The following is a 24,638-nucleotide window of genomic DNA, read 5'->3' on the forward strand; positions in this document are numbered from 1 at the left end:
CGTCTGGGGAGCAGATGCACTCTGTCAGAAAGTTACCCATAGGAGTCATGACTTTGTCAAAATGAGCCTAAAGGGGTTTGGCATCATTTTGTATGTTTAGGCAGAAGGCTGCGAGCAGTATTTTTCTTATAATCTGTGACTTTTATAAGCTGAAAGATTTTTACATGGTGTTTTTATTAAAAATAACAAAAACATACATGATTAACGATATTGGATTTCATACTATATTGCTACGCGCCTGTTTTAAGTTTGTATGCTCATTTAAACGCTGCTGCACTTGACGATTTCAAGCGGTAGCTAACTTGCATATAACGAATAATAAATAGTGGATATTTATGCAAGATTTTTTTAAAACTAAAAAATTTCAGTTACCCACACAGTCCAGCTGGAAACATGTCTGGTCTAAGCCGGTATTTGAGTATCTGCATTCCGATCATTTTGATGGTCAACGCTTTCATAATCTGGAATATTCCCCATTATCGCGTAGTCGTTTTGATTTATATAAATGGCTGGTTACCCGAAAGTCCAGCACCTGGCAAGTCAACCTCGATGAGGAGCGTGCCGAGTTTTTTGCACGTCCACGTGCTTTGCCGCAGCATCGTCCTGATGCTCCCCTAGATGACTGGCAAATCTGGTTTATTGGTCATGCCACCGTACTCATTCAGATTGGACCTTATAATTTCCTGACCGATCCGGTCTGGGGCGAATATGCTGGTCCTTCTGCATCTACCGGGCCACAGCGCGTCATTCCGGCAGGTATTGCCCTGGATGAACTACCCCATATTGATGCTGTGTTGCTGAGCCATAACCACTATGACCATATGGATCTGGCCAGTCTGGAGTGGCTGCATACGACGTTTCAGATGCCGATTTATACAGGGCTGGGCAATGCCTGGTATTTGCCAGAACATTATACCGTGCATGAAATGGACTGGTGGGAAAACGCCTTTTTTGAAGAGATCAGGATTGTCTATACACCGGCACAACATGCTTCTGGGCGCGGCATACGCGATCAGAACTGTGCCCTCTGGGGAGGTTTTTCTTTATTGCATGGCAAGGAGCATTGTTTCTTTGCCGGAGATAGTGGCTATGCTTCCCATTTTAAAGAAATCCGCAAACGTTTAGGTGCACCGCGGATCGCCTTGCTGCCGATTGGTGCGTATGAGCCGCGTGAACTGATGCGCGCGATTCACATGAATCCGGAAGATGCTTATCATGCCCATCACGATTTGCAGGCCAAATGCTCGCTGGCCATTCATTACCGCACTTTTCAGCTGACTGATGAAGACCGCGATGCACCAGAGCATGACTTGCATGAGATTATCAAGCATTCCTCCAAGTTAATTAATCCGTTTTACTGCATACGTGAAGGCAAACGGATTATTGTCTAAACGCTATGCTTGTTCTTGCCAAATGAGTTGAATAGCCACTACAGAAAGCATAAGCATGGCGATATTCATCACCACGGGATTGAATGCCGCAGTGAGTTGTAAAGGTGCGGTAAGTGCAATCAGCAGTAGTAATCCTGCAAGTCCCATGATATTTAATCCATGCAATAGAATTGATCTGTTCCATTTCAGAAAGCATACACCCCACAGCATTTCACATCCCCCAGAAAAGCCCACCAAGGTCTGGGCAAATGCCAGCTCAAAACCCATATTTTGCCAGATTGTGATTTCAGCAGGGGACTGGAACAGAATTTTTGGAATCAGTCCTTGATAGAACCAGAGCATTGCCAAACTTAGCCCAATGCTACACAGTACCTGATTGAAAACGGGCTTAGGATTCACGAAGCGCATTTTCCAGAAAATGGCGTTTATTTTCGCCGGAGGGGATCAGGCAATATTCAGTTTTGCCGAATAGCGTGTAGCGATTTAAAGCGATCACACGATACAGAAAATCCCGGATAAAACGCGGAACCAAATAACCTGCGCTCATTAAATTAAATGGAAAACCGAGATGCTGCAGCGCCTTCAGTAATGCAGTCGATTCGGTATACAGTGTGCCATCTCGGATGACAAGCATGGTGGTGTAATGTTCAGTGGACATCTGATAGTGCTCAAGCAGGGCAATACCTAAAGGAGATTGGGCAGAGACCAGTTTAAACTGTATTTTTTTATCGTATTGAATTAAAAATCGTGCCCAGCCATTACAGATCACGCAAACGGCATCAAACACAATGATGTCGTGCTGTTGAATGATGTCTTCAATATTTGGATGCATTCTGGTATTTCTTTTTGTATGAGCTTGCTTCTATAGTGCTGGATACCGCAATAAAAAACCACCCGAAGGTGGTTTTTCTATACATATCTAAAGTGGCTTAGATGAAACTAGGTAGCCCTTTGGCTGGGTCGCTTTCACGAGCCGCTTGAGCATCTGCTACAGTCATCCCCAGTGCTTGTGCTACGCCTTCACCGTAAGCGGGATCACAATGATAACAGTTGCGGATGTGACGGTATTTGATGAAATCCAGGGCATCGCCCATTGCTCTAGCCGTATTATTGAACAGCGCCTGTTTCTGCTGGTCATTCATTAGATTGAACAGGGCACGAGGTTGGCTGAAGTAATCACTGTCATCTTCACGAAAATCCCAGAAATCGGCATCTCCGGTAATTTTTAGTGGCGGTTCCCTGAATTCCGGCTGCTCCTGCCACTGGCTAAAACTGTTTGGCTCGTAATGCGGCAATGAACCATAGTTGCCATCCATGCGGCCTTGACCATCACGGCGGTTCGAATGTACAGGACAACGTGCCGCATTGACTGGAACCTGTGAATGATTTATTCCTACACGGTAGCGCGCTGCATCGGCATAGTTCACTAAACGTGCCTGTAACATACGGTCTGGTGAATAGCTGATACCTGGTACCAGATTGCTTGGTGCAAAGGTGGCCTGTTCCACATCCTGGAAATAGTTCTCCGGATTGCGGTTCAGCTCGAATTCACCGACTTCAATCAGTGGATAATCGCCTTTCGGCCAGACTTTGGTCAGGTCAAACGGATGATAAGGCACTGTTTCAGCTTCCAGTTCCGGCATGACCTGAACGTACATTTTCCATTTTGGATAGTCACCACGTTCGATGGCATCAAACAGGTCAGTCTGGCTGCTTTCACGGTCTTTGGCGATTAAGGCTTCAGCTTCAGCATCGGTCAGGTTCTGGATACCTTGCTGGGTACGCATATGGAATTTTACCCAGAAACGTTCATTCTTGGCATTGATAAAACTGAAGGTATGACTGCCAAAACCATGCATATGACGGTAGCCGGCCGGAATCCCGCGGTCTGACATGACAATAGTCACTTGATGTAAGGCTTCAGGCAGTAATGTCCAGAAATCCCAATTATTGGTGGCACTGCGCTTGTTGGTTTTCGGATCACGTTTGACTGCTTTATTCAGGTCCGGGAACTTGCGGGCATCACGCAGGAAAAATACCGGAGTATTGTTGCCGACCAGATCCCAATTGCCTTCTTCAGTATAGAATTTCAGGGCAAAACCACGAATATCGCGTTCTGCATCGGCCGCGCCACGTTCACCTGCCACCGTTGAGAAACGTGCAAACATTTCGGTTTTTTTGCCGACTTCCGAGAAAATTTTAGCGCGGGTATATTGGGTAATATCGTTGGTCACAGTAAAGGTCCCAAAAGCACCGGAACCTTTGGCATGCATACGACGTTCTGGAATCACTTCGCGGACAAAGTTGGCCAGTTTTTCATTCAGCCATAAATCCTGGGCAAGTAAAGGTCCACGCGCACCTGCCGTCATACTGTTCTGGTTGTCGACTACAGGTGCCCCAGCCTCAGTAGTCAGGTGGGTAACAGGACATTTTTTAAAATCTTGGCTCATCTTTCTCTCCAAGTTTTGAATATTTTGTAGCCTCTCTCCAGTATTCACAAAATATTGAGTAATTTGCCAAGGGCATGAGGTGTTACTCTATTTTCAATATTTTTATATAAATACTGTTAAGGCCCAAAATGGGATTCACAGGATATGATTGAGTAAAGTTACTCAAAAAATATTTTAAAGGTCAATAAAGACTAATATATTGAAAATTAAAAGTTTACTTTTTGAAAAGTAACGAATTTTCCATACTCTGACAATATCAAATTCTATTTATTTTGCATAACTCGAATAATGAATGGGATTAAACGAAAATAACAATATTCAAGTCCATAATATATTTTTAACCAAAGATTAAGATAATAATTGCAGAGCATTATTTAAAATAAATTTTATAACTATTTTATTTTAAAGGGTTTTTGACAGGGTTTTGCTCGGCTGAAAGAAAGCATAAAAATGATGAATAAAATAATAAGGTGTTCTGGCTATAGCCCTCATTTTTGCCTCATGGAAAATTCTGTCTAAATGAACTTTTTTTTAAAAAAAAGCATTGGCAGATATGCTTGAAAATTAATCAGGCAGCCTTATAATTATCTCACTCCTTCCTCCAAATGATATAGAGAGCAAGATGGCCAAGAAGAAAACAGCCGAGCAGGTGGTGATCCATAATTTTGTGGCAAAACACATGCATGAAGTCAACAAAAGCCAGGTCTTTGTAGATCGAAAGAAAAATGCAAAACGAGGCTACAACAAGCACAGACAAGGGCGATATTCCATGGAAGATCGCCCTTTTTTAATGGCAGCTTAAGGTTTATAAGGTGGTTGGGGGCGATGTGGTGGCTGTTTGGGGTTGGATTTGAGTGGAGAAAGCGGGGCGACTGGCCGGGTACGACGGGTTTGTGAATATTGATTTGGACGACGGGACTGGGTTGAAGATTCATCCGTGATTAAATCACTGAAAAGTTTATGTAGTCTGGTGTGAACAGGCGCTTCAGGGTGAGGGGAATGAGGCTGCGGCCTGGCCTGTTGAAAACTGGCAAATTGATGTTTTTGTTGCTGATAAAGTTTGGCGGCCATCACGGACGGGTCATGTCGGCCTAAACGCCGTCGTTGCGATGCCGAAATTTCAATGCCCAGTAGTGGCGACATTTTAGGCCGTTCGGTAGAGTTGCTGGTCCGATTGCTGGCAGGGCGGGAGCGAGATGAATACGAATCATCAGTATTTTTTCGGGCTTTTAAGGCAGGTGCAATAATAACAATATAGAACACTACACCTACCATGAACAGAATGACCAGAAATTCCATAACCACCTCCACCAATGTCGAGAGTGAGGGGGCTGGAAAAGCCCCGTATTAAGCACCTACCATACGCGTGGCTGATTTCACTATATCTCCCAGACCATGAGTTCTGAAATAATATTCTAACCAGCTTTTTACCATGAGTGGATTGTCCATTTTTAACACATGTTGTAGCAATTCCTGTGCATCACTCATCGGAACATGACAAATGGTTTTACGAACCCGCAGAATATTACTTGAACTCATCGACAGGGTATTAAAGCCCATGGCCATGAGTAAAACGGCAGACAGCGGATCACCCGCCATTTCCCCGCAGATACTGACCGGTTTTTCATTGCGATGACAGTCCTGGACCAGACGGGTCAGGGCACGCATTACTGCAGGGTGCAGGTGTGAATAGACATTGGCCACCCGTGGATTATTACGGTCGACGGCCAACAGATATTGGGTCAGATCGTTGGAGCCGACCGAGAAGAAATCGACCAGTTCGGAAAATTCATCAATCTGATATAGCACGCTGGGAACTTCCACCATAATACCGAGTTTAGGCTTGTTTACCTTGACCTGTTCCTCTTCCTGAATCGCCGCATGATCACGTTCCAGCAGGTAGAGCGCTTCTTCGACTTCACTGACACTGGTCACCATCGGCAGCAGAATATGCAGGTTATTCAGTCCGATACTGGCTTTGAGCATGGCGCGAATCTGTGAAGAAAAAATTTCCGGATGGTCCAGGGTAAAACGGATGCCACGCCAGCCGAGTGCCGAATTTTCTTCTTCAATCGAGAAATACGGCAGGTCTTTGTCTGCACCAATGTCCAGAGTCCGCATCACTACCGGTTTATTGGCAAAGTGACTGAGCTGCTGACGATAAATCGCACGTTGTTCTTCCTCGCCCGGGAAGCGGTCACGTAACATAAACGGAATTTCAGAACGGTATAAACCGACACCTTTGGCACCACGCTGCACACCACGCACCACATCAATCATCAGACCGGTGTTGACGTATAGTTTGACCGCCACGCCATCCGGGGTAATCGCATCTTTGGTTTCGTACTGGCGCAGATCTTTAGCAATCTGTTCTTCTTCTTTTTGAATTTCTTTATAGCGACTGCGCAGGCGACGTGGCGGATTAATAAAGACCCGGCCCTGATGCGCATCGACAATCATTTCCACATCATCGAGGGTATTGATTGGCAGTTCGGTTACGCCGACCACAGTCGGAATACCGAGAGCACGCGCTACAATCACCATATGTGAGTTCATGGCACCTTCAGTGGTGACAATTGCGGCAATTTTATCTACCGGTAATTCAACTAGTGCTGCCGTCGAAATTTCTTCACCAATCAGGATGCTTTCATCGGTCAGTTCACGGTGACTGGCATCTGCTTCCTGTAAACGGGCCAGAATACGGCGGCCCAGATCTTTCAGGTCTGCCACCCGCTCACGTAAATAATCATCTTCCATCTGGGAAAATTGTGCCACATGATTGTCAATGACAATCCGCACCGCGCCTTGTGCCCAGTGGCCTTCACGGATAAAAGCCTTGATTTCTGCAGGCAGTGCATTTTCATCCAGCATCCGCAAGAACACACTAAACAGTGCGCGCTCTTCAGCCATGAGTGCATCCTGCATCTTGTCATCCAGCCACTGAATTTCTTCACGGACTGAATTCAGCGCGCTATCCAATAACATCAGTTCTTCACTGATATCGTCGGCTTCACGTTCCGGTACGGCAGTCAGATCCGCTGGCGGATAAAGAATCACTGCACGGCCTAAGGCAATACCCCCTGAACCGGAAACCCCCTGAAAGGTTTTATAGGCAGGCAGGTTACTCGGTTTACGGAATACATCAATATTGCCGACCGCATGGGCATGCGCAATTACGCCTGAAAGCTGGGCACAGAGCGTAACCAGAAAAGATTCGGCAGCTTCGGAAAAATCCTGTGGCTCCTTGTTTTGAACAACCAGTACGCCCATGACCTTGCGACGGTACATGACTGGAACGCCAAGAAAAGAGTTATAAAGCTCTTCACCGGTTTCTGGCAAAAACAGGAACCGTTCATGTTTAGGAGCATTGTCCAGATTGACAATTTCTTCACGCTGGCCTACCAGCCCTACCAGCCCTTCCCCTGTCTGCAAGGATACATGGCCGACGGATTCCGCATTCAGGCCCTTAGATGCCATGAGTAGATAGCGCTGATTGCGTTCATCGAGGAGATAAATCGAGCAGACATCAACCTGCATGGCTTCGGCTACATGATTGACCATGATGTCAAGTGATTCATGCAAACTGGTGGACGCATTGATCTCCTGAACAATACGTCTCAAGGTGTCCAGCTGCATATTCGACATAAGGTCTGCTCCATCAATTCAGAATTTCAGTAATTAAGTTTATTTATAACAATAGCCAAGTAAAAAATCTGCATTATTTATGCGATTTTTTAAGGTTTTTGCTGTGGAAGTTGCTGACACAATTCCACCAAGGCTTTACGATAAACATCACGTTTGAAATTCACGACTTGACCAAGTGGATACCAGTAACTGACCCATTGCCATTGATCAAATTCGGGCGGATCAGACAGATTCAACTGAATATTCTGTGCCGGGGCCGTCAGTTTGAGTAAAAACCACTTTTGTTTTTGACCAATACAGACCGGATCGGAATCCGTACGAATGTATCGATGCGGCAAACGATAGCGCAACCAGCCTTTGGTTTGCGCAATAATCTGGACGTGTTCGGGCAGTAAGCCAATTTCTTCTCTCAGCTCACGATAGAGTGCCTGTTCAGGGGTTTCTCCATACTGGATACCTCCTTGTGGAAATTGCCATGCATTATGACCAATGCGTTTTGCCCATAAAACCTGTCCAGCATCGTTTGCCAAAATGATCCCGACATTCGGTCGGAAACCTTCAGAGTCGATCATTTGGCTACCTAAAAATTGTTTAATTTATGCCTTTGCCATCGGGGAGCATTATTTCGTTATCCAACTCGAAAAAAGCAAAGTTTAAAAATGTTAAAATTGCTATGATCTTAACGAATTTCTATCGACTAGCGGAGATAGATTTACAATTTTTTTCTTAAATTTCAGTTTTAACGAGTATTTTCATGAAATTGGCGCTATTTGATCTCGATCACACCTTGTTAAACACGGATTCGGATCATTCCTGGGGAGAGTTTTTGGTCAGCGAGGGCCTGGTCGATCCAGTTCAGCACCGTGCCATGAATGACAAGTTCTATGATGATTATAAAAAAGGCCAGCTGGATCCTTATGCCTATAATGAATTTGTATTCCAGTTTCTAACCCAACATGACAATGATTATCTGGTTGAATTACATCAACTGTTCATGCAAAAAGTCATTCGTCCACAAATGCGTCCTGAAGGTTTTAAAGCCATTGAGCGCCACCGTGAAGCAGGGCATGCCTTAGTGGGGATTACCGCGACTTCAGACTTTATTACCGCACCGATTTTTCGTGAATTCGGAATTACTGAAATTATTGCCACCAATGCTGAAGTCATTGATGGGAAATATACCGGTAAAGTTATCAATACGGCGTGCTATCAGCAAGGCAAGCTGGTGCGACTGGAACAGTGGCTGGAAGGCCGTGACGTAACCGAGTCTTGGGCCTATTCAGATTCGATTAATGACCGTTTCTTGCTGGAATATGCGGATCATGCCATTGCCGTCAATCCGGATGATCGTCTGGAAACTCTGGCAAAGGAGCAGGGTTGGGAAATACAGGACTGGTCAATCTAAACAGCCCAATCTCAGTGATATAGTCAATCTAGCACAACTCCGGTTGTGCTTTTTATGTGCCTCACTTGAATATTAATGTTTTTTCACAGTCCGGCCCAATCAGGCATGCTATGCTCAAACAACAGGACATGATAACAATAGTAAACTCTGAGGTATAAGATATGACTCACGTTCGACCGCGTATGACACATCTGTTCCAGCAGCTTGGCCTGGATGCCAGTGCAGAAGGTATTGCAACATTTATTCACGAGCATCAATTGCATAAAGACCTGACTTTACTGGATGCGCCGTATTGGTCAGAAGCACAACGTCAATTTTTAAGCGAGAAAATAGCCTCTGATGGCGAATGGGCGATTGTGGTAGATCAACTCAATGAATCCTTACATGAAAACTCAACCATTGAAGGATAATTAAAAAGCCAATCCTATGATTGGCTTTTTTAGGTCATCACTTTTAGCGAATCTTTCTCCAGATGGTGACTTGTGACAGCGTGTGTTGATACTTTCTGGCCGTTTCCCGAATCACAAAAGGCACATCCTGTGGCTCGGCCACCAATTCAAAGTGCTGGGTTAAGATATTGGTTATACCTGCCAAGGTCGTAATATTTTCCCCATCCTGCTGAAAACCACCCAGCCATTCACTACGCGCCGTATGTTCTTCCAGCCAGGTATAGGGCGAGCTCAACATTAAAATACCCCCCATATTGATACGCTCATGAATCTGCGCCAAAAAGTCTTTCGGATGATGTAACCGGTCAATCAGATTTGCTGCCAGAATAAAATCATAGCCGCTAAAATGTGCTTTAAGATTGCAGGCATCAGCCTGAAAAAATTCCGTTTTAGATGCAAACTGATCCAAAGCGACATCTTCAAGTGAACAGCTTTTTTCTTCGCTTAATTCACCTTCTAGTGGCAGTTGATAACGTACTCTGTCGCCTTGGGCCAAATAAACTGCCTGCTGAATAAAGCGTGCAGAAAAGTCCAGACCGGTCACCTGATCAAAATAGCGTGCCAGTTCAAAGCTGGCGCGGCCGGTGGCACAGCCAATATCTAAGGCACGATGACATGGGGTTTGCTGAAAATAAGGTTGCGCCAGATGGACCAGTGTTTTGGCAAAATTGGTGACACCAAAATATTCAGTGCCATACTGAAACTCCAGATATTGGGAGACCAGCTGGTCGCTTTCATAGTTCGAAGGGAAATGTTGCAGTGCCTGATCAGAGGCGACGTAGCGAAAACCGGCATGCTGGAAGAAATGCCGTCTGAAGGCGTAGCGGGAACTATATAAAGCTTCATTGCCCGCCGAAATCCAGGAGCCACCTTTCATCAGGTTATGGCGACCGTCAAAGGTCGGTGTACTGAAATCATCATAAAACGGATGCACCTGAAAACCCTGAAATGGATAGATCGGGGTTTCAGTCCACTGCCAGACATTGCCCTGAATATCGTAAAAATCACCCTGCTTGAAATGATCCACCGGACAGGAGCTGGTGCCGTATTTCAACTCGATATTGGCCTGTTCAGGACTTGGTAAATGTGGATCCAGGTCTGAAATCGCATACAGGCGATACCATTCGTCTTCGGTCGGCAAGCGAATATTTTTCCCCAGCTGTTGCGATTTCCACTGGCAAAAGGCCTTGGCTTCATGATAATTCACTTCTACAGGCCAATCCCAAGGCATCGGTACCTCTTCCAGCATCAGTCGCAGTGACCAGCCCGATTCAGTTCTGCGCCAAAAACAGGGGTAAGCAGCTTGGGAAAATTGCAGCCAGCCTAGACCTTCTTCATTCCAGTAGTGTTCGATCTGATAGCCACCAGCTTCGACAAAAGCCAGAAATTCCTGATTGGATACCAGATATTTGGAAGTTGCAAAAGCCGCTACCTGCGCTTTATGCTGGCCGTATTCATTGTCCCAGCCATAAAATGGATCGTTAAAATCTTTCTTTAGATGGATCTCACCTTCAGGCACAGGCAGCAAGCTGTTATCCGGAGCCATGCCGGTAATGATATTGGCACGCCACTGCGGATGCTGGCGTACATGTTCCAGAGCATGCTGGCGGATCAGTACGGAAGAAGTTTCCAGATGAATCCGTTCATGCTCAATGCCCATGATGATGGTCCACCAGGGATTTTGCCAGTTTAAGGGCAGAGTCAATGGGGCATGTTCAAGAATGTTCAAGATCAGGGCACGCACCTGATGACGATAATTGCGGACTTCCTGCACACTGGGCCAGTCATAATGTACTTTATCCAGATCATCCCAGCTCATCTCGTCCACACCGATTGCAAAAATACTTTCAAAATGCGGATTCAGGCGTTCGCTGATCAGTTTGCTGAGCAGCAGTTTGTTGACAAAAAAAGTGGCAGTATGCGCAAAATAAAAAATCAGCGGATGACGTAAGGTAATCGGTTTAATGAAAAAAGCATCTTCATGCTTGAGACATTCAAACAGTTGCTCATAGGTGTCAAAAGTATTCAGAAAATATTCACGTAAGTGCTGTCGGGCGGTCTGTTCATCGGCAAAATCAAGCGCCGGCGTGGGTAGCAGCATCGGTTTAGCCGAAAGCCATGGGCTGCTGGTACTTTTTTTATCTTTAGAATGGGGTTTTAAGGCAAAATCGAGCTGCATCCGTCAGGCTCCATGGAATAGTTTTAAGCATCCTTCTGCATCGCAAAAGAATGGAATTGTCTTAAAAATACTCGAAAGATATCGCCAAATGGGGGGTATTTAGGTAACAAAATGCTGCATCGTGCTTGATGCAGCATGTTCAGCTACAGCTTAACTTAAATAGGCTAAATAGGCAGAGCACTGTCTTGCATGAGCTGAACCAGAGCCTGTGCCGCTTTGGACTGCGTACGACCAGGATGCCAGACCATGCCCAAACGGCGGTTCATTTCCAGATTAATGTCTAGTTGGTGCAGGTCATGATTTACTAAAGTTTTTGGTAGCACAGACCAGCCCAAACCAATCGATACCAGCATCCGGATCGATTCCAGCGGATTGTTACTCATGCTGACTTTCGGTTTAATACCCTGTTTTTCAAACTCTGCCAAGGTGATCTGCGAGGTATAAGTTTGTGAAGAGGGCAACAGGCTGGGATATTCGAGCAAATCTTCCAGAGACAGATTTTTTTGCTGTGCCAGCGGATGAAACGGTGCCACCACAAAGACCAGAGGATCATTCCAGATGGTCACGTAATTCAGGCGTGCATCACCCCGTGGCGGCAGGGTTAAAAATGCCAGTTCCAGATCACCGGCAATCACCTGTTCATGTGCCTGTTCGGAATCGACAAAATGCACATCCAGGGTCACGTCCGGATAGGCTTGGACATAACGGCGCAAATGGCTCGGAAGATGATGCAGGCCAATATGATGACTGGTACCAATTTTCAGTTTACCCTGTACCAGAGCCTGTTCATGGCTCAAGGTATAATGAATATCACCGAGCTCGTTCAGCCAGTTTTTCACTTTAGGCAACAGGGAATGTGCCGCATGGGTGGCCTGTACGCCACGTCCGGCAGATTCAAACAGTTTGACTCCAAAGTATTCTTCCAGACTGTGAATACGTTTGGTGACGGCAGGCTGGGTAATAAAAAGCTGATCTGCAGCCAGAGATATCGAACCGGTTTCCATGACTTTTACAAAGGCTTCAAAGGCTGCGAGATTCATCTTAATCACCTATAAAGAATTTTTATGCTTAAGGTTATTATTGTTATATTTTAAGAATAAATCAAAGTAAAATTAGTTTATTTATATTAGGTTGCTGAATTACTAAACGTTTTCAACGTATTGTATTTTTAAGAAGTTAAAAAAAAGACCGCCTCTGCAGATGGTCTTTCATCAGGAATCCCGACAGAAGATCTTAGACGGTAATGTCCTCATTCTGCTGTTGGTTATTACGCTCCCAGATTTTTTCATGAAAGAAGAAAGCAACTGCTTGTACGGTGGGTTCTAACAAACTCAAGGCAATGGCCATGGTTAAACTGCCGGTCACCAAGTAGCCCACAATCATCGCCACAGTAATGTGCATGATGTAATAGCTGAAAGTCTTTTTAAACATGCGCTGATTGTTGTCTACAAAACGTTGAATATGTGCCATGTCGAAGTTCCTCGAAATAAGTTATCTCTGCCGATGAATAAATAATAATAATTCTCATTTAATTTGTAAAAACGAATATTTTTTATAAAATGATCGGAAAATTAGATTTATAGAAGTAAATAGAAATAATCTGAAAGTCTGATTTAATTCACTTTTTAAAATATTCCAAAAAGTTTTTTAACTAATAAAAATGATAAATTAGATTTATGTGATTGCAGCGATATAATCAAAATCAGAGAAAGAATTTACCCAGTCCAGTGGAGTATATCGACATGGCAGGCGAGACCCAAACAGTACAAAAGCAAAATGCAAAAACACTATATGACAAGTTGTGGGATGACCATTTAGTAACGCAACGTGACGATGGTTCTGCCTTACTCTATATCGACCGTCACCTGTTGCATGAAGTAACCTCGCCACAGGCATTTGAAGGGTTGCAATTGGCCGGGCGCAAGCCATGGCGTTTAAGTGCCAACATTGCTACACCGGATCATAACGTACCGACCTCGAAAAAAGAGCGTGAGCAGGGCGTAGCCGGAATTGAGGATGAAACCTCGCGCATCCAGGTGCAAACCTTGGATGACAACTGCAAGACCTTTAATATTGTTGAATTTGATATTAACGATATCCGTCAGGGCATTGCGCATGTGGTCGGGCCGGAGCAGGGCTTGACCTTACCGGGCATGACCGTGGTGTGTGGTGACTCGCATACTGCAACCCATGGTGCTTTTGGCTGTTTGGCGCATGGTATCGGGACATCCGAAGTTGAACATGTATTGGCGACCCAATGCCTGGTTCAAAAGAAAATGAAAAACATGCTGGTGCGTGTTGATGGCAAATTAGGTCAGGGTGTAACACCAAAAGATGTGGTCTTGGCGATTATTGGCAAGATTGGTACAGCAGGCGGTACTGGTCACGCGATTGAATTTGGCGGTCAGGTCTTCCGTGACATGTCTATTGAAGGTCGTATGACTGTGTGCAACATGGCGATTGAAGCCGGTGCCCGTGTCGGCATGGTGGCTGTCGATGAAAAAACCATTGAGTATGTTAAAGGCCGTCCGTATGCGCCGACTGCAGAGCAGTGGGATCAGGCAGTTGCTTACTGGAATACTTTACATTCAGATGATGACGCATACTTTGACACGGTTGTTGTATTGCAAGGTGAGGAAATCGAGCCACAAGTGTCTTGGGGTACTTCCCCTGAGATGGTGATTCCGGTCTCTCAAGCAGTACCGACTTTAGAACAAGCCAAAGATGATGTACAACGCAATGACTGGAACCGTGCTTATCAATATATGGGCTTAAATGCAGGTCAGGCATTAGCAGACATCCAGTTAGATCGTGTATTTATCGGTTCGTGCACCAACTCGCGTATTGAAGATATCCGTGCTGCAGCCGAAGTGATTAAAGGTCGCAAAGTCGCATCTTCAATCAAACAGGCGATGGTGGTTCCTGGTTCTGGACTGGTCAAAGCCCAGGCAGAAGCGGAAGGTCTGGACAAAGTATTTGTCGAAGCGGGCTTCGAATGGCGTGAACCCGGCTGTTCAATGTGTCTGGCGATGAATGCCGACAAGTTACAACCAGGCGAGCATTGTGCGTCGACTTCGAACCGTAACTTTGAAGGTCGTCAGGGCAATGGCGGTCGTACTCATCTGGTGAGTCCAGCCATGGCAGCCGCTGCTGCGATTGCAGGTCACTTTGTTGATGTTCGTTCATTTTAATTGGTACGTAGGAGCACAGACATGAAAGCTTATACCGTTGAACAAGGTATCGTTGCACCTTTAGACCGTGCCAATGTCGATACAGATTTAATTATTCCAAAACAGTTTTTGAAATCGATCAAACGTACCGGTTTCGGTGAAAATTTATTTGATGAATTGCGTTATCTGGATGAAGGTCATCCAGGTCAGGACAATTCAGTTCGTCCGATCAATCCGGACTTTGTCTTGAACCAGCCACGTTATCAGGGTGCGTCTATTTTAATTTCACGTGCCAACTTTGGATGTGGTTCTAGCCGTGAACATGCGCCGTGGGCTTTGAGCGAATATGGTTTCCGTACCGTAATTGCGCCAAGCTTTGCTGATATTTTCTTTAATAACTGTTTTAAAAACGGTATGTTGCCTGTGATTTTGGCTGAAGATATTGTTGAGCAGTTATTTAAGGAGTGTGCAGCAGCTGAAGGCTATCAGTTGACCATTGACTTGCAGGCACAAGAAGTTCGTACCCCTACGGGCGAAAGCTTTAAGTTTGAAGTGGATCCATTTCGCAAGCATTGCCTGTTGAATGGTCTTGATGATATTGGCTTAACTTTGCAGGTAGCGGATGATATCCGTGCCTATGAGGAAAAAACCAAACAATCACGCCCTTGGGTATTTGCCGAAATTCACGAATAAATCAGCAAAAATTGTCATAGCGTGACTGCGAGGCTCTTGCTAATATCGAAAGATTATTAGGTTTTTTGATTGGGTAAGACAGACATTATGGCGAATTATTGGAAACAGTGGCTTGCTTTAAGTACGGTATCGGTGATGTTGGCTGCATGTCAAAGCATTGACACGATGAAACTCAAGCATGCCAAAGCAAGTACTGAGAGCAAAAATAATGTCCTGATTTACTGTACAGGGACAGCTGATTGCCAGTTTGAGCGTTTCAACCAGACCATTATCGTCCATGCCGACAATGGCCGCATTGGTGCTGAAGCATTGAAGCAGAAACTGGTACGCTTGCAGGCTAAAAACTTAAATCAGGCCAATCCAGTTTATCTATCCGTGCCAGCAGGACAGCATGAACTGGTCGTGCGTTTTTATCCAATCAGTAAGGATAAAGCAGAAACCTTGCATGTATTCCATCGCTTTCATGCCAATAACCGCTATAGCTTAAAGATGTTCCGTAACCGTAGTGCGCGTAGCAGCAGTTTATTAAATGCTTCGGCACCGGATCCGCTCTGCGTAGATCTGGTACAAGAGCAAAAAACCATTCGTCGTTTTTGCAAACCCTATAATGCAGTCACCGGGATTGCAGAGTTTGTAGAAAAGAAAATTTAACCTCTGTCAGGTCTGAATCTGACGTTTTAAACGGAAAATCTCATGTCTAAACAAATTTTGATTTTAGCTGGTGACGGTATCGGTCCTGAAATTGTCAAAGCGGCAGAGCAGGTGCTGACTCGTGTAAATGAAAAATTTAATCTTGATTTGACATGGGAACAGGGCTTGCTCGGTGGTGCAGCTATTGATGCGCATGGTTCACCGTATCCAGACGTAACGTCTGAGCAGGCTAAAAAAGCTGATGCGATTCTACTGGGTGCCGTGGGCGGTCCAAAATGGGATACGATTGAGCGTTCAATCCGTCCGGAACGTGGTTTATTGAAATTGCGTAGTGAACTGAACCTGTTTGCCAACTTGCGCCCAGCGATTCTTTATCCGCAACTGGCTGATGCTTCAAGCTTAAAACCTGAAATCGTCGCAGGTCTGGATATTCTGATTGTGCGTGAATTAACAGGTGGAATTTACTTCGGTCAGCCACGTGGTATCCGTGAACTGGAAAATGGCGAGAAGCAAGGCTATAACACCGACGTCTATTCAGAGTCTGAAATCAAGCGTATCGCCAAAGTCGCCTTTGAAATGGCCAATTTGCGCGGTGGTAAAGTATGTTCAGTGGATAAAGCCAACGTGCTTGAAGTAACTGAACTGTGGAAACAGACAGTGACTGCGCTAAAAGATGCTGAATATCCTGAAATTAATTTATCGCATATGTATGTCGATAATGCGGCGATGCAGCTGGTACGTGCACCGAAGCAGTTTGACGTGATTGTAACCTCGAATCTGTTCGGTGATATCTTGTCGGATGAAGCAGCGATGCTCACAGGTTCAATCGGTATGTTGCCATCGGCATCTCTGGATGAAAATGGCAAAGGCATGTATGAGCCTTGTCATGGTTCTGCACCAGATATCGCCGGTCAAAACTTGGCAAATCCATTAGCGACGATTCTTTCCGTCGCAATGATGCTACGTTATACCTTCCGTGAAGAAGCAGCTGCAAAAGCGATTGAAGATGCAGTTGGTCAGGTCTTGGATCAAGGCTTGCGTACGGCAGATATCATGTCTGAAGGCATGCAAAAAGTCGGTACGGTTGAAATGGGTCAAGCGGTAGTGGCTGCATTAAGTTAAGGCAGTTTTGATTAAAAAACGCAGCTCAAGGCTGCGTTTTTTAATGGCTGGAATTTCGAATCTGAAAATAATTAACAGGTTCGACCTGAAGTACGGACAGCTGTTGCAATATTATTTTTTAGTAAAAAAGTAATTTTACATTGCAGATCAACATCATAACTGTCTGCAGGGCTGATAGGGATAGGGACGGGTCCATTCCCTGCTGAAGGCAGAGGAATAGAAATAGGACGTTGTACCACATAGCTTAATTGCCGGGCGCTGAGTATGGGGCCACTGACCTGTTGATAACCCAGGCGTTTCAGATCCAGATTTTGATCGATAAACTGACTGCTTTGACCAATAAACTGCTGCAAGTAAGCTTCCCGTTCAGTCGGGGTGGTAGTTGGAGAGTGTGTACAACCGGTCATGCCGATGCATACACCCAGGAGAATCACGGATAGTCGATGAGAAGATAACAACATAATTCACTCCTGCACAGGACTGACTGAAGACTAGTTTAGGCAGAAAATGGCAGGGTGATTGTTGTAATTTGACACACGGTAAAGGGGTAGCGTAAAGAGTTTGGATGTCTTCATTTAATCCGATACAGGCCCTGAACTTAACTGGAGAAAAATCAGCAAGCTCTGCCGGTATAGCGAATCTCCTGAACAATGTCATTTTTCAAGTCAAACCAGATTTGGCATTTCATCTCGATGTTATAACCGCCGTTTGAGGGGGTTGGCATGGGTGCACCGATTGAGATACTTTGACTGATATTAGGTGTGCCCATTGGAATATTCATATCCCGAAAAATAGTGTAGCTGAGAGATTCTGTGGTTTGAATCGGTTTCTGCGAGGTTTTGAATCCCATGGCACGAAGATCAAGTTGACTGCGAACCTGTGTTGCAGTTTGACCGACATAGGGTTGGAGGGACTGATGCAGATGCTGATTGCCGCCAGTGGCACAGGCAACGAGAAACAAGCTGGAAAGCAGGATTAAGCACTTCATATTCATTGTTTTTATGCATGTATTTTAATTAAATGAATAATCCAGAAATTATTAGCCCGTGTCAAATTGATTTATTCGTGGGTAAATTAAAGTCATAAAAAAAGCCACTAACAGTGGCTTTTGCTTGCGCTAAAACTTAGCGTGCACGATAGGTGATACGACCTTTAGTCAAATCATAAGGTGTCATTTCAACCTTCACACTGTCGCCAGTTAAAATACGGATATAGTGTTTACGCATTTTACCAGAGATGTGGGCAATCACTTCGTGACCGTTCTCTAAACGTACACGGAACATAGTATTAGGAAGCGTCTCGGTGACAACGCCTTCGAACTCGATGAGTTCCTCTTTATTGGCCATAGCCTACCTGAATGAATAAATTGGGAAGGCGCAAATTATAGTCAATTTTTTTGTAAAAAACAAGATGAAACGGGCGTTAGACTGATCATCTGCCAGTAAAATAAGCGAACTGTCACGATAATTTTTTAACTAAAAAGACACCAGTTTCTGTTGTCAGTTTGGTCAATCACAGTTAATCTAAAATTAATCTTTTTAAGTATAAATGAAGTACATACAAGGAAGGCTTTTGAGTGAGTCAGCTAACGGATGCATCAGTCGTATTACGTTTGGGCTATCAGGCGATTCGTCGTGCAGGGTTGCCAACAGAAGAACTTTTGACCAAAGCAGGAGTTGCTTTAAATCAGGTCGAGGCCAACGACCGGACGCCGCTAAGCGCCCAGTATGCCTTCTGGGTAGCCGCAGAGGAAGTTAGCAAGGACCCGGACATTGGATTGCATCTGGGTGAGCACTTGCCACTTTATCGTGGTCAGGTCATTGAACACCTGTTTGTTTCATCTGAAAACTTTGGTGAAGGACTGAAACGTGCTTTGGCCTATCAGCGACTGATCAGTGATGCATTTGCTGCCAAGTTAGTGATCGAAGATGATCGCTGCTATTTAACCAATGGTGAACAGCCTTTTGCTGAAAGTCTGGTGAATCGTCATTTTACTGAATGCGCCATGTCAGGTGTACTCCGGTTTTTTAAGTTTATTACTGAAGGGCGTTTTGAACCGATTTATATTGATTTCAATTTTTCCAAAGGAGCTCCTGATGAGGAATACTTCCGGGTTTACGAGTGTCCCGTGAGTCTGGGCCAGAAAGAAACCCGTCTGTATTTTGACCCAAGTATTCTGGAATATCCGTTATGGCAGGCTGAACCTGAGCTATTACAGCTGCATGAGCAACTGGCCATTGAAAAGCTGCAGGAACTGGCACGATATGACCTGGTTGGTGAAGTGCGCCGTGCGATTGGCTCTACTTTGGAAAGTGGGGACACCACGCTGGAAACTGTAGCTGCACAACTAAATATCACGCCACGGCGGTTGAGAACGCAACTGAGTGAGGCATGTACCAGTTTTCAGCAGATTCTGTCGGATTATCGCTGTCGTTTGGCCAAGCGTTTACTGGCAAATACCAATGAAAGTGTTGAACGAATTGTGTATCTGACCGGTTTTTCCGAGCCAAGCACCTTCTACCGGGCTTTTAAGCGCTGGACCAATGAAACACCGGTGGAATATAGAAAGCGCAAGCAGCGTTAAAAATCCCTCCTAACCTCCCTTTAAAAAAGGGAGGAATTCCCCTCCTTTCAGGAGGGGTTAGGGGAGGTAAATATTCTAAAAAATTTAAAAACTATTCCGGCATATTCAGCCAATGTGGCCCTAAGGGTAATTCCGGTAATTCAAACTGCGCCGGATAGTCGGCATGAATAAAATATAAACCATCTGCTGGTGCGGTCACGCCAGCAGCTTTACGGTCTTCTGCCGCGAAAATAGTATCAATATGCTCGGCAGCATACATCCCCTGACCAATTTCCAGTAAGCAGCCCATAATGTTTCGCACCATATGGTGCAGGAAACCATCGGCTTGAATATCGAGCACCAGATATTGACCATGCCGGATCAGACGGCAATGACTGACATGGCGGACTGGCTGATTGGACTGACAGGCGGCAGCGCGGAAGCTTTCAAAATTATGTGTGCCTTCAAACTTTTTTGCGGCCCGTATCATCTGTTCGACATCGAGCGGTGCATAGACATGGGTGACCTGTTTATGCAGCAAGGCAGGACGGACAGGATGATTATAGACCACATAACGATAACGGCGCGCCTGTGCCTTAAATCGGGCATGGAAACTCTGATCCATTTCCTTGATCCACTGGATCGAGATATCTTTAGGTAGCTGGCTATTGCAGCCCATCAGCCAGCCACGTTCTGAACGCAGGGCATCGGTATCAAAATGCGCCACCATATTGGTGGCATGTACACCCGCATCCGTACGGCCGGCACCATGCAGGCTAATGGGTTGATCGGCAACTTTGCTCAGGACCTTTTCAATGGTTTCCTGTACGCTTGCAACTCCCGGCTGTTGAGTCTGCCATCCCCGATAATGCATTCCACAAAACTCAATTCCCACCGCAAAACGCTGCATAATGACCTCAAACCTTATTGATCGTACCAATGACGATGCCATTGCTCTACAGTGTCGTATTGTAAATACATTTTCAGGGCTTTTGCATACAGATCCGCATGTCCATAACTTTCATTCAGTAAAATTTTGCAGTGATTGACCCATTCTGCAATGGCATAGCGCTGATCTGTCGCACCAAAAGGAACCTGGGTGGTCAAGACAGAAATACAACCCCGATCATACAGCTGATCAAGGAGCGCAATCAGGGCATCATTGACTGCAAGATTGCCAGTACCGAAACCTTGCAGAAATAAAAAATGGGGTGGTCGCGCCAATAAGGTATTTAGATTATTCAGCTGCTGAGCCAGATCGATCGGCTGCATCATGATACTCATGCAGTTAAATCCAGCCGCTTTTGCAATATCTTCTGCCCTGACCTGATAGCATGTCTGACCGGTTGGGATGGCAATGCTGGCATCAAGACCGGAGAAGGCATTGAGCTCGGTAGTATGCTGTTTGAGGGCAGTTTGTGCATGTAGCAACCGATGATGGAATGCCAGGTAGACCCCGGCGCTACAGCTGCTGAACGAATCTAATGCAAATCTAAGGTTATCCAGAGCATCACTAAATTCGCGCTGTTGATCCCCTTGAGCAGTCAGCAGCGGGTACTGGCTACCGGTCAGCACCACGTGTGCTGAGTCTGCAATCAGGTGTGCGAGAACTGCACTGGCATAACTCAGGGTATCTGTACCGTGAATAATCACAAAATGCTGGATCTGCCGGGATTGCAGTTGCTGAATAAACTGTACCAGTTGCAGCCAATCAGTTGCCGTACAGGCACTGCTGTCCTTAATGACGGGTGCCTGATGGTATTCGACGAAATGCTGCTCTGGAAGCACCTCTTCGAGTTTAGGAATAAATAAATCAGCAGGCATTGGTGCGAGAGGATCTCCCACGCAGCCGAATGTGCCGCCCATATAAATTAATGCAATATTTTTTATCATAAAAAAAGCAGCCAACTTTTGACTGCTTTAGTTTAAATCGAAATGCATCAGGATGCGATTTGATTCAGTAATTGCTCGGCTCGTTGTTTCTGATCAGCTGTATATTCGGCTTCTCGTTCTGCAATAATTTCACGTGCAGCAACATAGGCACCGAGCTGAATATATTGCTGGGCAAGGTCCAGGTTAAGACTTGCTTCATTAACATCCAGTAATTCCGGGAAAGATTGCACCAGCGGATCATGCTGGTTGACCGCTGCAGAACTCTCGAAATTCATTGCTGGGGCAGCAGGTGATTCTGATGTGGTTTCTAAATGATCTAATTTAAAATCCATTCCTGACAGATCTGGCTGTGCAGCCGGTTCTGCTACAGGAGTTGTCGCTGTCAAACTGGACAGGTCCAACTCAGTCGCTGGTACCGCAGTTTTTTCAGCTGTTGGAGCTGGCGTGTCAAGCGAAAAAGAAAAATCTAGAGGTTTGATGTCTTCTGTTACTGCTTCAACCTGCGCAGGCGGTTCCAAATCCAGTTTAAAGTCCAGAACAGGTGCTGTTTCTGTTACAGCTGTAGGCGTAGTTTGAGAGAGGGTGGTGGAAATATCCTGAACTTCAAAATCTACAGAAGGTACAGCAGTTACAGGCGTATCGTCAGTTTTTGCTGTTTCTACTGGCGTGGTCTTTGGTTCAAAATTGAATTCAAGCGGCTGAATATCTGCTACAGGTTCTGCAACAGGAGCTGGCTGGCTTGATTGAAAGTCCTGCTGCAATTGTTCAAATGCCAGTTCATTTGAAGGCGCCGGTGCAACCAGGTTATCAAAGGCATCTGAAGCGGCTTCTGGTGTAGAGGAAGTTTTAGGCTGGGCACTTGGAAAATCAATCGTTTCTTGAACAGCAGATAACGATTTCTCAAATTCACGCTGTTTCGCTTCAGCCTGAGCCAGAATATCTTCTAGTCCCAGAGAGCGGACATGGTTAATCAGCTGTGAAATCGCAAACTCGTCTTTTTGCAGGATATGGATATCCAGTAGCAGCAGATATAATTCGTGTTGAGAGTTATCCCGGTTCAATGCCTGATTGATCTGCGCTTCAGCTGCAAAAAAATTACGTTCCTGAATCAGGCCTTCAATTTTCTTGCGTGTTTCTGCTGATAATGGTGTTGCTGATTTTTTTGCGACCGCGACTGGCTCAACCACTTTGGTTTTTTGTGGGGCTGCTTTTGATGCAGAGCCAGTTTTTTTCGCTTTTACCGTTTTAGTTTTTGCTTTATCTGATTCTTGAGCATCTTGTCTTTTTTTAAAGACAATTAATACGATGATCAATATCACTAATGGAATCACATAAATCAGCATGTTTTACCCCTTGGGGATAGAGTAGTTTAAGTTCGCCTATCCCAATAAATCGTCATGTGTAACTTTTTAATTAATTGGCTTTTTATCTGCTTGTTGGGCTTTGAGCTGTTGTTGTAGCTGGGCCAGACGCGCATTTAATAACTGAATTCTGTGATCCTTCTGATTGAGTGCCAATTCTAATTCAGTTACGTTTCTCTGTAATTTAACGGTTTTTTCTCGGGCTGTCATAACTTTTAATGACAATTCCTTTGAAGTTTGATTGTGTTCTGTGTTCTGGTTTGCAGAAAGCTGTCCAGAATTGTGCTGGTTCTCAGCCACCAGACTCATTTCTGCCTGATTTAAACGGTATTTTGTTTTGGCAGCGGGCGTGGAAGGTCGCTCTGTCTGAGATGCTGCAGAGACTTTAATGGGTGCAGGTGTGGTATGGGCCGAGTTTAAGTTGAGTGCTGCACCCTTACGTAGACGATTGGCATTTCCACCAATAAAGGCATGCTCATTGTCTTTTTTAATTTGCTGCATGACTTCATTGACCGGACGCTGCTGCTGTTCGGCAATTCTTGAAGCAATCCCCCACAATGACTCATTAGATTGAACCACATAAGTCGGTTTAACCTGGTTTGAAGTTGCTTGGACTGGTTTAGCCTTGGCAGTTGCTGGAGGTGGAGTTTTCACCGGATGGGCAGAAGCAGCAGCTTTTCTGGCTTGCTCCTCAGCAAACTTCTTGACCAAAGGATCACTGGAGGCTGTCTGGTGATCAGAACCGGATTCTGCAGCTTTCTGTACAGCTCCTTTATTTTGCCCTGACGTGGTTTGATTTTCTGGCACCATACTGGCCGATTTGCTTGGAGTTGATGCTGCAGGAGCGGGCTTTGGTACGGCATCTGAAGCTTGGGTCTGGGATGCAGTGACAGATTCGTTTTTAAGCACGGGAGCGACCGTCTGAGCATGAATTGCTGTCGTGACAGTTGACGCAGACGATGCAGTTTTAGGAATCGAAGTGTTCGATAAGGCAGGGGGTGTTGTCGATTGTAATGCCAGCGGCTTTTCTAAAACCGGTTGCTTGTTTAGGGATGTGGAGGCTGCCGTATTGTAATGGCTGCTTACGGGTAAGTTCAGCGCAATATCTTTTTCACTGACCACTACAACTGGCGCAAGCGGACGTTCATTCTGTTTCAGGCTCGCCTGTAACAAATCAGTTTTAGGTCTTAAAGTGGTACGCACATGTTGCAGGCGTGCAGCATTACCTTCCTTGATTTTGACAATAATATTAAGTTCCCGATCCGTCATTGGTCGTGAAGAGGTAATGGTAATGACACCTGTGCCATTATTGCTGCGTCGGGTAAAAAAGTTCAGATGACCCGGTGGCTGATGCGATGCACCAATGGACATTAAATCTTCAGGCGAAGCCAGACTGACCTCAATGGGTAAATTGATATCAGACTGCCGGAAGGTCATTTCTGCATAAAGTAATTCCCCAGGTGCAGACTGGATTTGTACTGGATCTACATTTATCGCATGAATATTTTGTGAAGCAACAATGGCTAAAATGGCAAGCTTTAATTTGTTATATACAGTCATCTGTGAGCTCAGTCATTATCGCATAGCGAAAATTATAGATTAACGGGATGTTTGTTTTTTGTAAAATACTTACTTAATAGTTACACAAAAAAGCCGATCAATAAAG

General features: G+C 45.1%; 25 protein-coding genes. 9 read left to right on the forward strand and 16 right to left on the reverse strand.

Annotated features, from left to right (window positions below; translation table 11 throughout):
• Positions 1 to 335 precede the first annotated feature (335 nt).
• Positions 336 to 1,391: an MBL fold metallo-hydrolase gene (locus VXQ11_RS04160; protein ID WP_064094885.1), complete on the forward strand. Its 1,056-nt coding sequence runs from the start codon at positions 336 to 338 to the stop codon at positions 1,389 to 1,391.
• 3 nt (positions 1,392 to 1,394) lie between these two features.
• On the opposite strand, the gene VXQ11_RS04165 is transcribed toward VXQ11_RS04160, so the two are convergent.
• The 3 genes from VXQ11_RS04165 to VXQ11_RS04175 all read right to left on the reverse strand — a co-directional run bounded on the left by VXQ11_RS04165 (position 1,395) and on the right by VXQ11_RS04175 (position 3,841).
• Positions 1,395 to 1,799: a DoxX-like family protein gene (locus VXQ11_RS04165; protein WP_416705493.1), complete on the reverse strand. Its 405-nt coding sequence runs from the start codon at positions 1,797 to 1,799 to the stop codon at positions 1,395 to 1,397.
• Complete coding sequence (locus tag VXQ11_RS04170; RefSeq protein WP_144724174.1) at positions 1,780 to 2,223, reverse strand: DCC1-like thiol-disulfide oxidoreductase family protein; 444 nt, start codon at positions 2,221 to 2,223, stop codon at positions 1,780 to 1,782. The genes VXQ11_RS04165 and VXQ11_RS04170 overlap by 20 nt, the downstream gene beginning before the upstream one ends.
• A gap of 97 nt (positions 2,224 to 2,320) precedes the next feature.
• A complete protein-coding gene (locus tag VXQ11_RS04175) occupies positions 2,321 to 3,841 on the reverse strand; it encodes a catalase (RefSeq protein ID WP_416705494.1) in 1,521 nt (506 codons plus the stop codon).
• A 622-nt stretch (positions 3,842 to 4,463) separates the two neighbouring features.
• Here VXQ11_RS04175 and VXQ11_RS04180 point away from each other — a divergent pair.
• Positions 4,464 to 4,643 carry a DUF7230 family protein gene (locus tag VXQ11_RS04180; protein ID WP_004729442.1) on the forward strand — a complete coding sequence of 60 codons (180 nt, stop codon included), beginning with the start codon at positions 4,464 to 4,466 and terminating at the stop codon, positions 4,641 to 4,643.
• On the opposite strand, the gene VXQ11_RS04185 is transcribed toward VXQ11_RS04180, so the two are convergent.
• The 3 genes from VXQ11_RS04185 to VXQ11_RS04195 all read right to left on the reverse strand — a co-directional run bounded on the left by VXQ11_RS04185 (position 4,640) and on the right by VXQ11_RS04195 (position 8,058).
• Positions 4,640 to 5,140, reverse strand: coding sequence for a hypothetical protein (locus VXQ11_RS04185; RefSeq protein WP_064094881.1), 501 nt, complete (start codon positions 5,138 to 5,140; stop codon positions 4,640 to 4,642). The two genes, VXQ11_RS04180 and VXQ11_RS04185, sit on opposite strands and share 4 nt — an antisense overlap.
• Before the next feature lie 48 nt (positions 5,141 to 5,188).
• A complete protein-coding gene (gene ptsP / locus VXQ11_RS04190) occupies positions 5,189 to 7,486 on the reverse strand; it encodes a phosphoenolpyruvate--protein phosphotransferase (RefSeq protein WP_416705495.1) in 2,298 nt (765 codons plus the stop codon).
• An 89-nt stretch (positions 7,487 to 7,575) separates the two neighbouring features.
• Positions 7,576 to 8,058, reverse strand: coding sequence for an RNA pyrophosphohydrolase (locus VXQ11_RS04195; protein ID WP_064094879.1), 483 nt, complete (start codon positions 8,056 to 8,058; stop codon positions 7,576 to 7,578).
• 182 nt (positions 8,059 to 8,240) lie between these two features.
• On the opposite strand from VXQ11_RS04195, the gene VXQ11_RS04200 reads away from it, so the two are divergent.
• Positions 8,241 to 8,891 (forward strand): HAD family hydrolase, encoded by a 651-nt coding sequence (locus VXQ11_RS04200; protein ID WP_064094878.1) that lies wholly within the window; start codon positions 8,241 to 8,243, stop codon positions 8,889 to 8,891.
• Positions 8,892 to 9,052: 161 nt separating this feature from the next.
• Positions 9,053 to 9,301 (forward strand): DUF2789 family protein, encoded by a 249-nt coding sequence (locus VXQ11_RS04205; RefSeq protein WP_064094877.1) that lies wholly within the window; start codon positions 9,053 to 9,055, stop codon positions 9,299 to 9,301.
• 43 nt (positions 9,302 to 9,344) lie between these two features.
• On the opposite strand, the gene ovoA is transcribed toward VXQ11_RS04205, so the two are convergent.
• The 3 genes from ovoA to VXQ11_RS04220 all read right to left on the reverse strand — a co-directional run bounded on the left by ovoA (position 9,345) and on the right by VXQ11_RS04220 (position 12,989).
• Positions 9,345 to 11,519, reverse strand: coding sequence for a 5-histidylcysteine sulfoxide synthase (ovoA, locus tag VXQ11_RS04210; RefSeq protein WP_416705496.1), 2,175 nt, complete (start codon positions 11,517 to 11,519; stop codon positions 9,345 to 9,347).
• A 164-nt stretch (positions 11,520 to 11,683) separates the two neighbouring features.
• A complete protein-coding gene (locus VXQ11_RS04215) occupies positions 11,684 to 12,559 on the reverse strand; it encodes a LysR family transcriptional regulator (RefSeq protein WP_064094875.1) in 876 nt (291 codons plus the stop codon).
• 193 nt (positions 12,560 to 12,752) lie between these two features.
• Positions 12,753 to 12,989 carry a DUF2061 domain-containing protein gene (locus VXQ11_RS04220; RefSeq protein WP_005107971.1) on the reverse strand — a complete coding sequence of 79 codons (237 nt, stop codon included), beginning with the start codon at positions 12,987 to 12,989 and terminating at the stop codon, positions 12,753 to 12,755.
• A 272-nt stretch (positions 12,990 to 13,261) separates the two neighbouring features.
• Here VXQ11_RS04220 and leuC point away from each other — a divergent pair, with 272 nt between their 5' ends.
• From leuC to leuB, 4 genes are all read left to right on the forward strand, one after another.
• Positions 13,262 to 14,710, forward strand: a complete 1,449-nt coding sequence (gene leuC / locus VXQ11_RS04225; RefSeq protein WP_064094874.1) for a 3-isopropylmalate dehydratase large subunit — start codon at positions 13,262 to 13,264, stop codon at positions 14,708 to 14,710.
• Between the two features lie 21 nt (positions 14,711 to 14,731).
• Positions 14,732 to 15,382 (forward strand): 3-isopropylmalate dehydratase small subunit, encoded by a 651-nt coding sequence (leuD, locus tag VXQ11_RS04230; protein ID WP_416680482.1) that lies wholly within the window; start codon positions 14,732 to 14,734, stop codon positions 15,380 to 15,382.
• A gap of 87 nt (positions 15,383 to 15,469) precedes the next feature.
• The gene (locus tag VXQ11_RS04235; protein ID WP_416680481.1) at positions 15,470 to 16,033 is read left to right on the forward strand and encodes a hypothetical protein; all 564 of its coding nucleotides are present in this window, start codon (positions 15,470 to 15,472) and stop codon (positions 16,031 to 16,033) included.
• A gap of 42 nt (positions 16,034 to 16,075) precedes the next feature.
• On the forward strand, positions 16,076 to 17,155 hold the full coding sequence (leuB, locus tag VXQ11_RS04240) for a 3-isopropylmalate dehydrogenase (protein ID WP_311204565.1): 1,080 nt from the start codon (positions 16,076 to 16,078) through the stop codon (positions 17,153 to 17,155).
• A 71-nt stretch (positions 17,156 to 17,226) separates the two neighbouring features.
• Here the strand turns inward: leuB and VXQ11_RS04245 are convergent, their stop codons facing one another.
• From VXQ11_RS04245 to infA, 3 genes are all read right to left on the reverse strand, one after another.
• Positions 17,227 to 17,616 carry a hypothetical protein gene (locus VXQ11_RS04245; protein WP_416680480.1) on the reverse strand — a complete coding sequence of 130 codons (390 nt, stop codon included), beginning with the start codon at positions 17,614 to 17,616 and terminating at the stop codon, positions 17,227 to 17,229.
• Between the two features lie 152 nt (positions 17,617 to 17,768).
• A complete protein-coding gene (locus VXQ11_RS04250) occupies positions 17,769 to 18,149 on the reverse strand; it encodes a hypothetical protein (protein ID WP_416705497.1) in 381 nt (126 codons plus the stop codon).
• Between the two features lie 130 nt (positions 18,150 to 18,279).
• Positions 18,280 to 18,501, reverse strand: a complete 222-nt coding sequence (gene infA / locus VXQ11_RS04255; protein WP_001284370.1) for a translation initiation factor IF-1 — start codon at positions 18,499 to 18,501, stop codon at positions 18,280 to 18,282.
• Between the two features lie 230 nt (positions 18,502 to 18,731).
• Here infA and VXQ11_RS04260 point away from each other — a divergent pair, with 230 nt between their 5' ends.
• Positions 18,732 to 19,739 (forward strand): AraC family transcriptional regulator, encoded by a 1,008-nt coding sequence (locus VXQ11_RS04260; protein ID WP_064094868.1) that lies wholly within the window; start codon positions 18,732 to 18,734, stop codon positions 19,737 to 19,739.
• A 91-nt stretch (positions 19,740 to 19,830) separates the two neighbouring features.
• Here VXQ11_RS04260 and truA read toward each other — a convergent pair whose 3' ends face one another.
• The 4 genes from truA to VXQ11_RS04280 all read right to left on the reverse strand — a co-directional run bounded on the left by truA (position 19,831) and on the right by VXQ11_RS04280 (position 24,532).
• A complete protein-coding gene (gene truA / locus VXQ11_RS04265) occupies positions 19,831 to 20,628 on the reverse strand; it encodes a tRNA pseudouridine(38-40) synthase TruA (RefSeq protein ID WP_416680475.1) in 798 nt (265 codons plus the stop codon).
• 14 nt (positions 20,629 to 20,642) lie between these two features.
• A complete protein-coding gene (locus VXQ11_RS04270) occupies positions 20,643 to 21,611 on the reverse strand; it encodes an asparaginase domain-containing protein (protein WP_416705498.1) in 969 nt (322 codons plus the stop codon).
• A 47-nt stretch (positions 21,612 to 21,658) separates the two neighbouring features.
• Positions 21,659 to 22,954 (reverse strand): fimbrial protein FimV, encoded by a 1,296-nt coding sequence (locus VXQ11_RS04275; RefSeq protein ID WP_416680470.1) that lies wholly within the window; start codon positions 22,952 to 22,954, stop codon positions 21,659 to 21,661.
• A 66-nt stretch (positions 22,955 to 23,020) separates the two neighbouring features.
• The gene (locus tag VXQ11_RS04280; protein ID WP_416705499.1) at positions 23,021 to 24,532 is read right to left on the reverse strand and encodes a hypothetical protein; all 1,512 of its coding nucleotides are present in this window, start codon (positions 24,530 to 24,532) and stop codon (positions 23,021 to 23,023) included.
• Between the last annotated feature and the right edge of the window lie 106 nt (positions 24,533 to 24,638).

Origin of the sequence: Acinetobacter sp. 197 (assembly GCF_048148385.1) — a bacterium.
Classification (GTDB): Bacteria; Pseudomonadota; Gammaproteobacteria; order Pseudomonadales; family Moraxellaceae; genus Acinetobacter; species Acinetobacter pecorum.

Excerpts from the sequence above, each read along its gene's own strand:
- VXQ11_RS04220 (WP_005107971.1), bottom strand. The coding sequence starts at position 12,989 with ATGGCACATATTCAACGTTTTGTAGACAACAATCAGCGCATGTTTAAA.
- VXQ11_RS04195 (WP_064094879.1), bottom strand. The coding sequence starts at position 8,058 with ATGATCGACTCTGAAGGTTTCCGACCGAATGTCGGGATCATTTTGGCA.
- VXQ11_RS04270 (WP_416705498.1), bottom strand. The coding sequence starts at position 21,611 with ATGATAAAAAATATTGCATTAATTTATATGGGCGGCACATTCGGCTGC.
- VXQ11_RS04250 (WP_416705497.1), bottom strand. The coding sequence starts at position 18,149 with ATGAATATGAAGTGCTTAATCCTGCTTTCCAGCTTGTTTCTCGTTGCC.
- leuB (WP_311204565.1), top strand. The coding sequence starts at position 16,076 with ATGTCTAAACAAATTTTGATTTTAGCTGGTGACGGTATCGGTCCTGAA.
- VXQ11_RS04170 (WP_144724174.1), bottom strand. The coding sequence starts at position 2,223 with ATGCATCCAAATATTGAAGACATCATTCAACAGCACGACATCATTGTG.
- VXQ11_RS04275 (WP_416680470.1), bottom strand. The coding sequence starts at position 22,954 with ATGCTGATTTATGTGATTCCATTAGTGATATTGATCATCGTATTAATT.
- leuD (WP_416680482.1), top strand. The coding sequence starts at position 14,732 with ATGAAAGCTTATACCGTTGAACAAGGTATCGTTGCACCTTTAGACCGT.
- VXQ11_RS04245 (WP_416680480.1), bottom strand. The coding sequence starts at position 17,616 with ATGTTGTTATCTTCTCATCGACTATCCGTGATTCTCCTGGGTGTATGC.
- VXQ11_RS04180 (WP_004729442.1), top strand. The coding sequence starts at position 4,464 with ATGGCCAAGAAGAAAACAGCCGAGCAGGTGGTGATCCATAATTTTGTG.
- VXQ11_RS04175 (WP_416705494.1), bottom strand. The coding sequence starts at position 3,841 with ATGAGCCAAGATTTTAAAAAATGTCCTGTTACCCACCTGACTACTGAG.
- ptsP (WP_416705495.1), bottom strand. The coding sequence starts at position 7,486 with ATGTCGAATATGCAGCTGGACACCTTGAGACGTATTGTTCAGGAGATC.
- VXQ11_RS04235 (WP_416680481.1), top strand. The coding sequence starts at position 15,470 with ATGGCGAATTATTGGAAACAGTGGCTTGCTTTAAGTACGGTATCGGTG.
- VXQ11_RS04280 (WP_416705499.1), bottom strand. The coding sequence starts at position 24,532 with ATGACTGTATATAACAAATTAAAGCTTGCCATTTTAGCCATTGTTGCT.
- ovoA (WP_416705496.1), bottom strand. The coding sequence starts at position 11,519 with ATGCAGCTCGATTTTGCCTTAAAACCCCATTCTAAAGATAAAAAAAGT.
- infA (WP_001284370.1), bottom strand. The coding sequence starts at position 18,501 with ATGGCCAATAAAGAGGAACTCATCGAGTTCGAAGGCGTTGTCACCGAG.
- leuC (WP_064094874.1), top strand. The coding sequence starts at position 13,262 with ATGGCAGGCGAGACCCAAACAGTACAAAAGCAAAATGCAAAAACACTA.
- VXQ11_RS04160 (WP_064094885.1), top strand. The coding sequence starts at position 336 with ATGCAAGATTTTTTTAAAACTAAAAAATTTCAGTTACCCACACAGTCC.
- truA (WP_416680475.1), bottom strand. The coding sequence starts at position 20,628 with ATGCAGCGTTTTGCGGTGGGAATTGAGTTTTGTGGAATGCATTATCGG.
- VXQ11_RS04215 (WP_064094875.1), bottom strand. The coding sequence starts at position 12,559 with ATGAATCTCGCAGCCTTTGAAGCCTTTGTAAAAGTCATGGAAACCGGT.
- VXQ11_RS04185 (WP_064094881.1), bottom strand. The coding sequence starts at position 5,140 with ATGGAATTTCTGGTCATTCTGTTCATGGTAGGTGTAGTGTTCTATATT.
- VXQ11_RS04205 (WP_064094877.1), top strand. The coding sequence starts at position 9,053 with ATGACTCACGTTCGACCGCGTATGACACATCTGTTCCAGCAGCTTGGC.
- VXQ11_RS04165 (WP_416705493.1), bottom strand. The coding sequence starts at position 1,799 with ATGCGCTTCGTGAATCCTAAGCCCGTTTTCAATCAGGTACTGTGTAGC.
- VXQ11_RS04200 (WP_064094878.1), top strand. The coding sequence starts at position 8,241 with ATGAAATTGGCGCTATTTGATCTCGATCACACCTTGTTAAACACGGAT.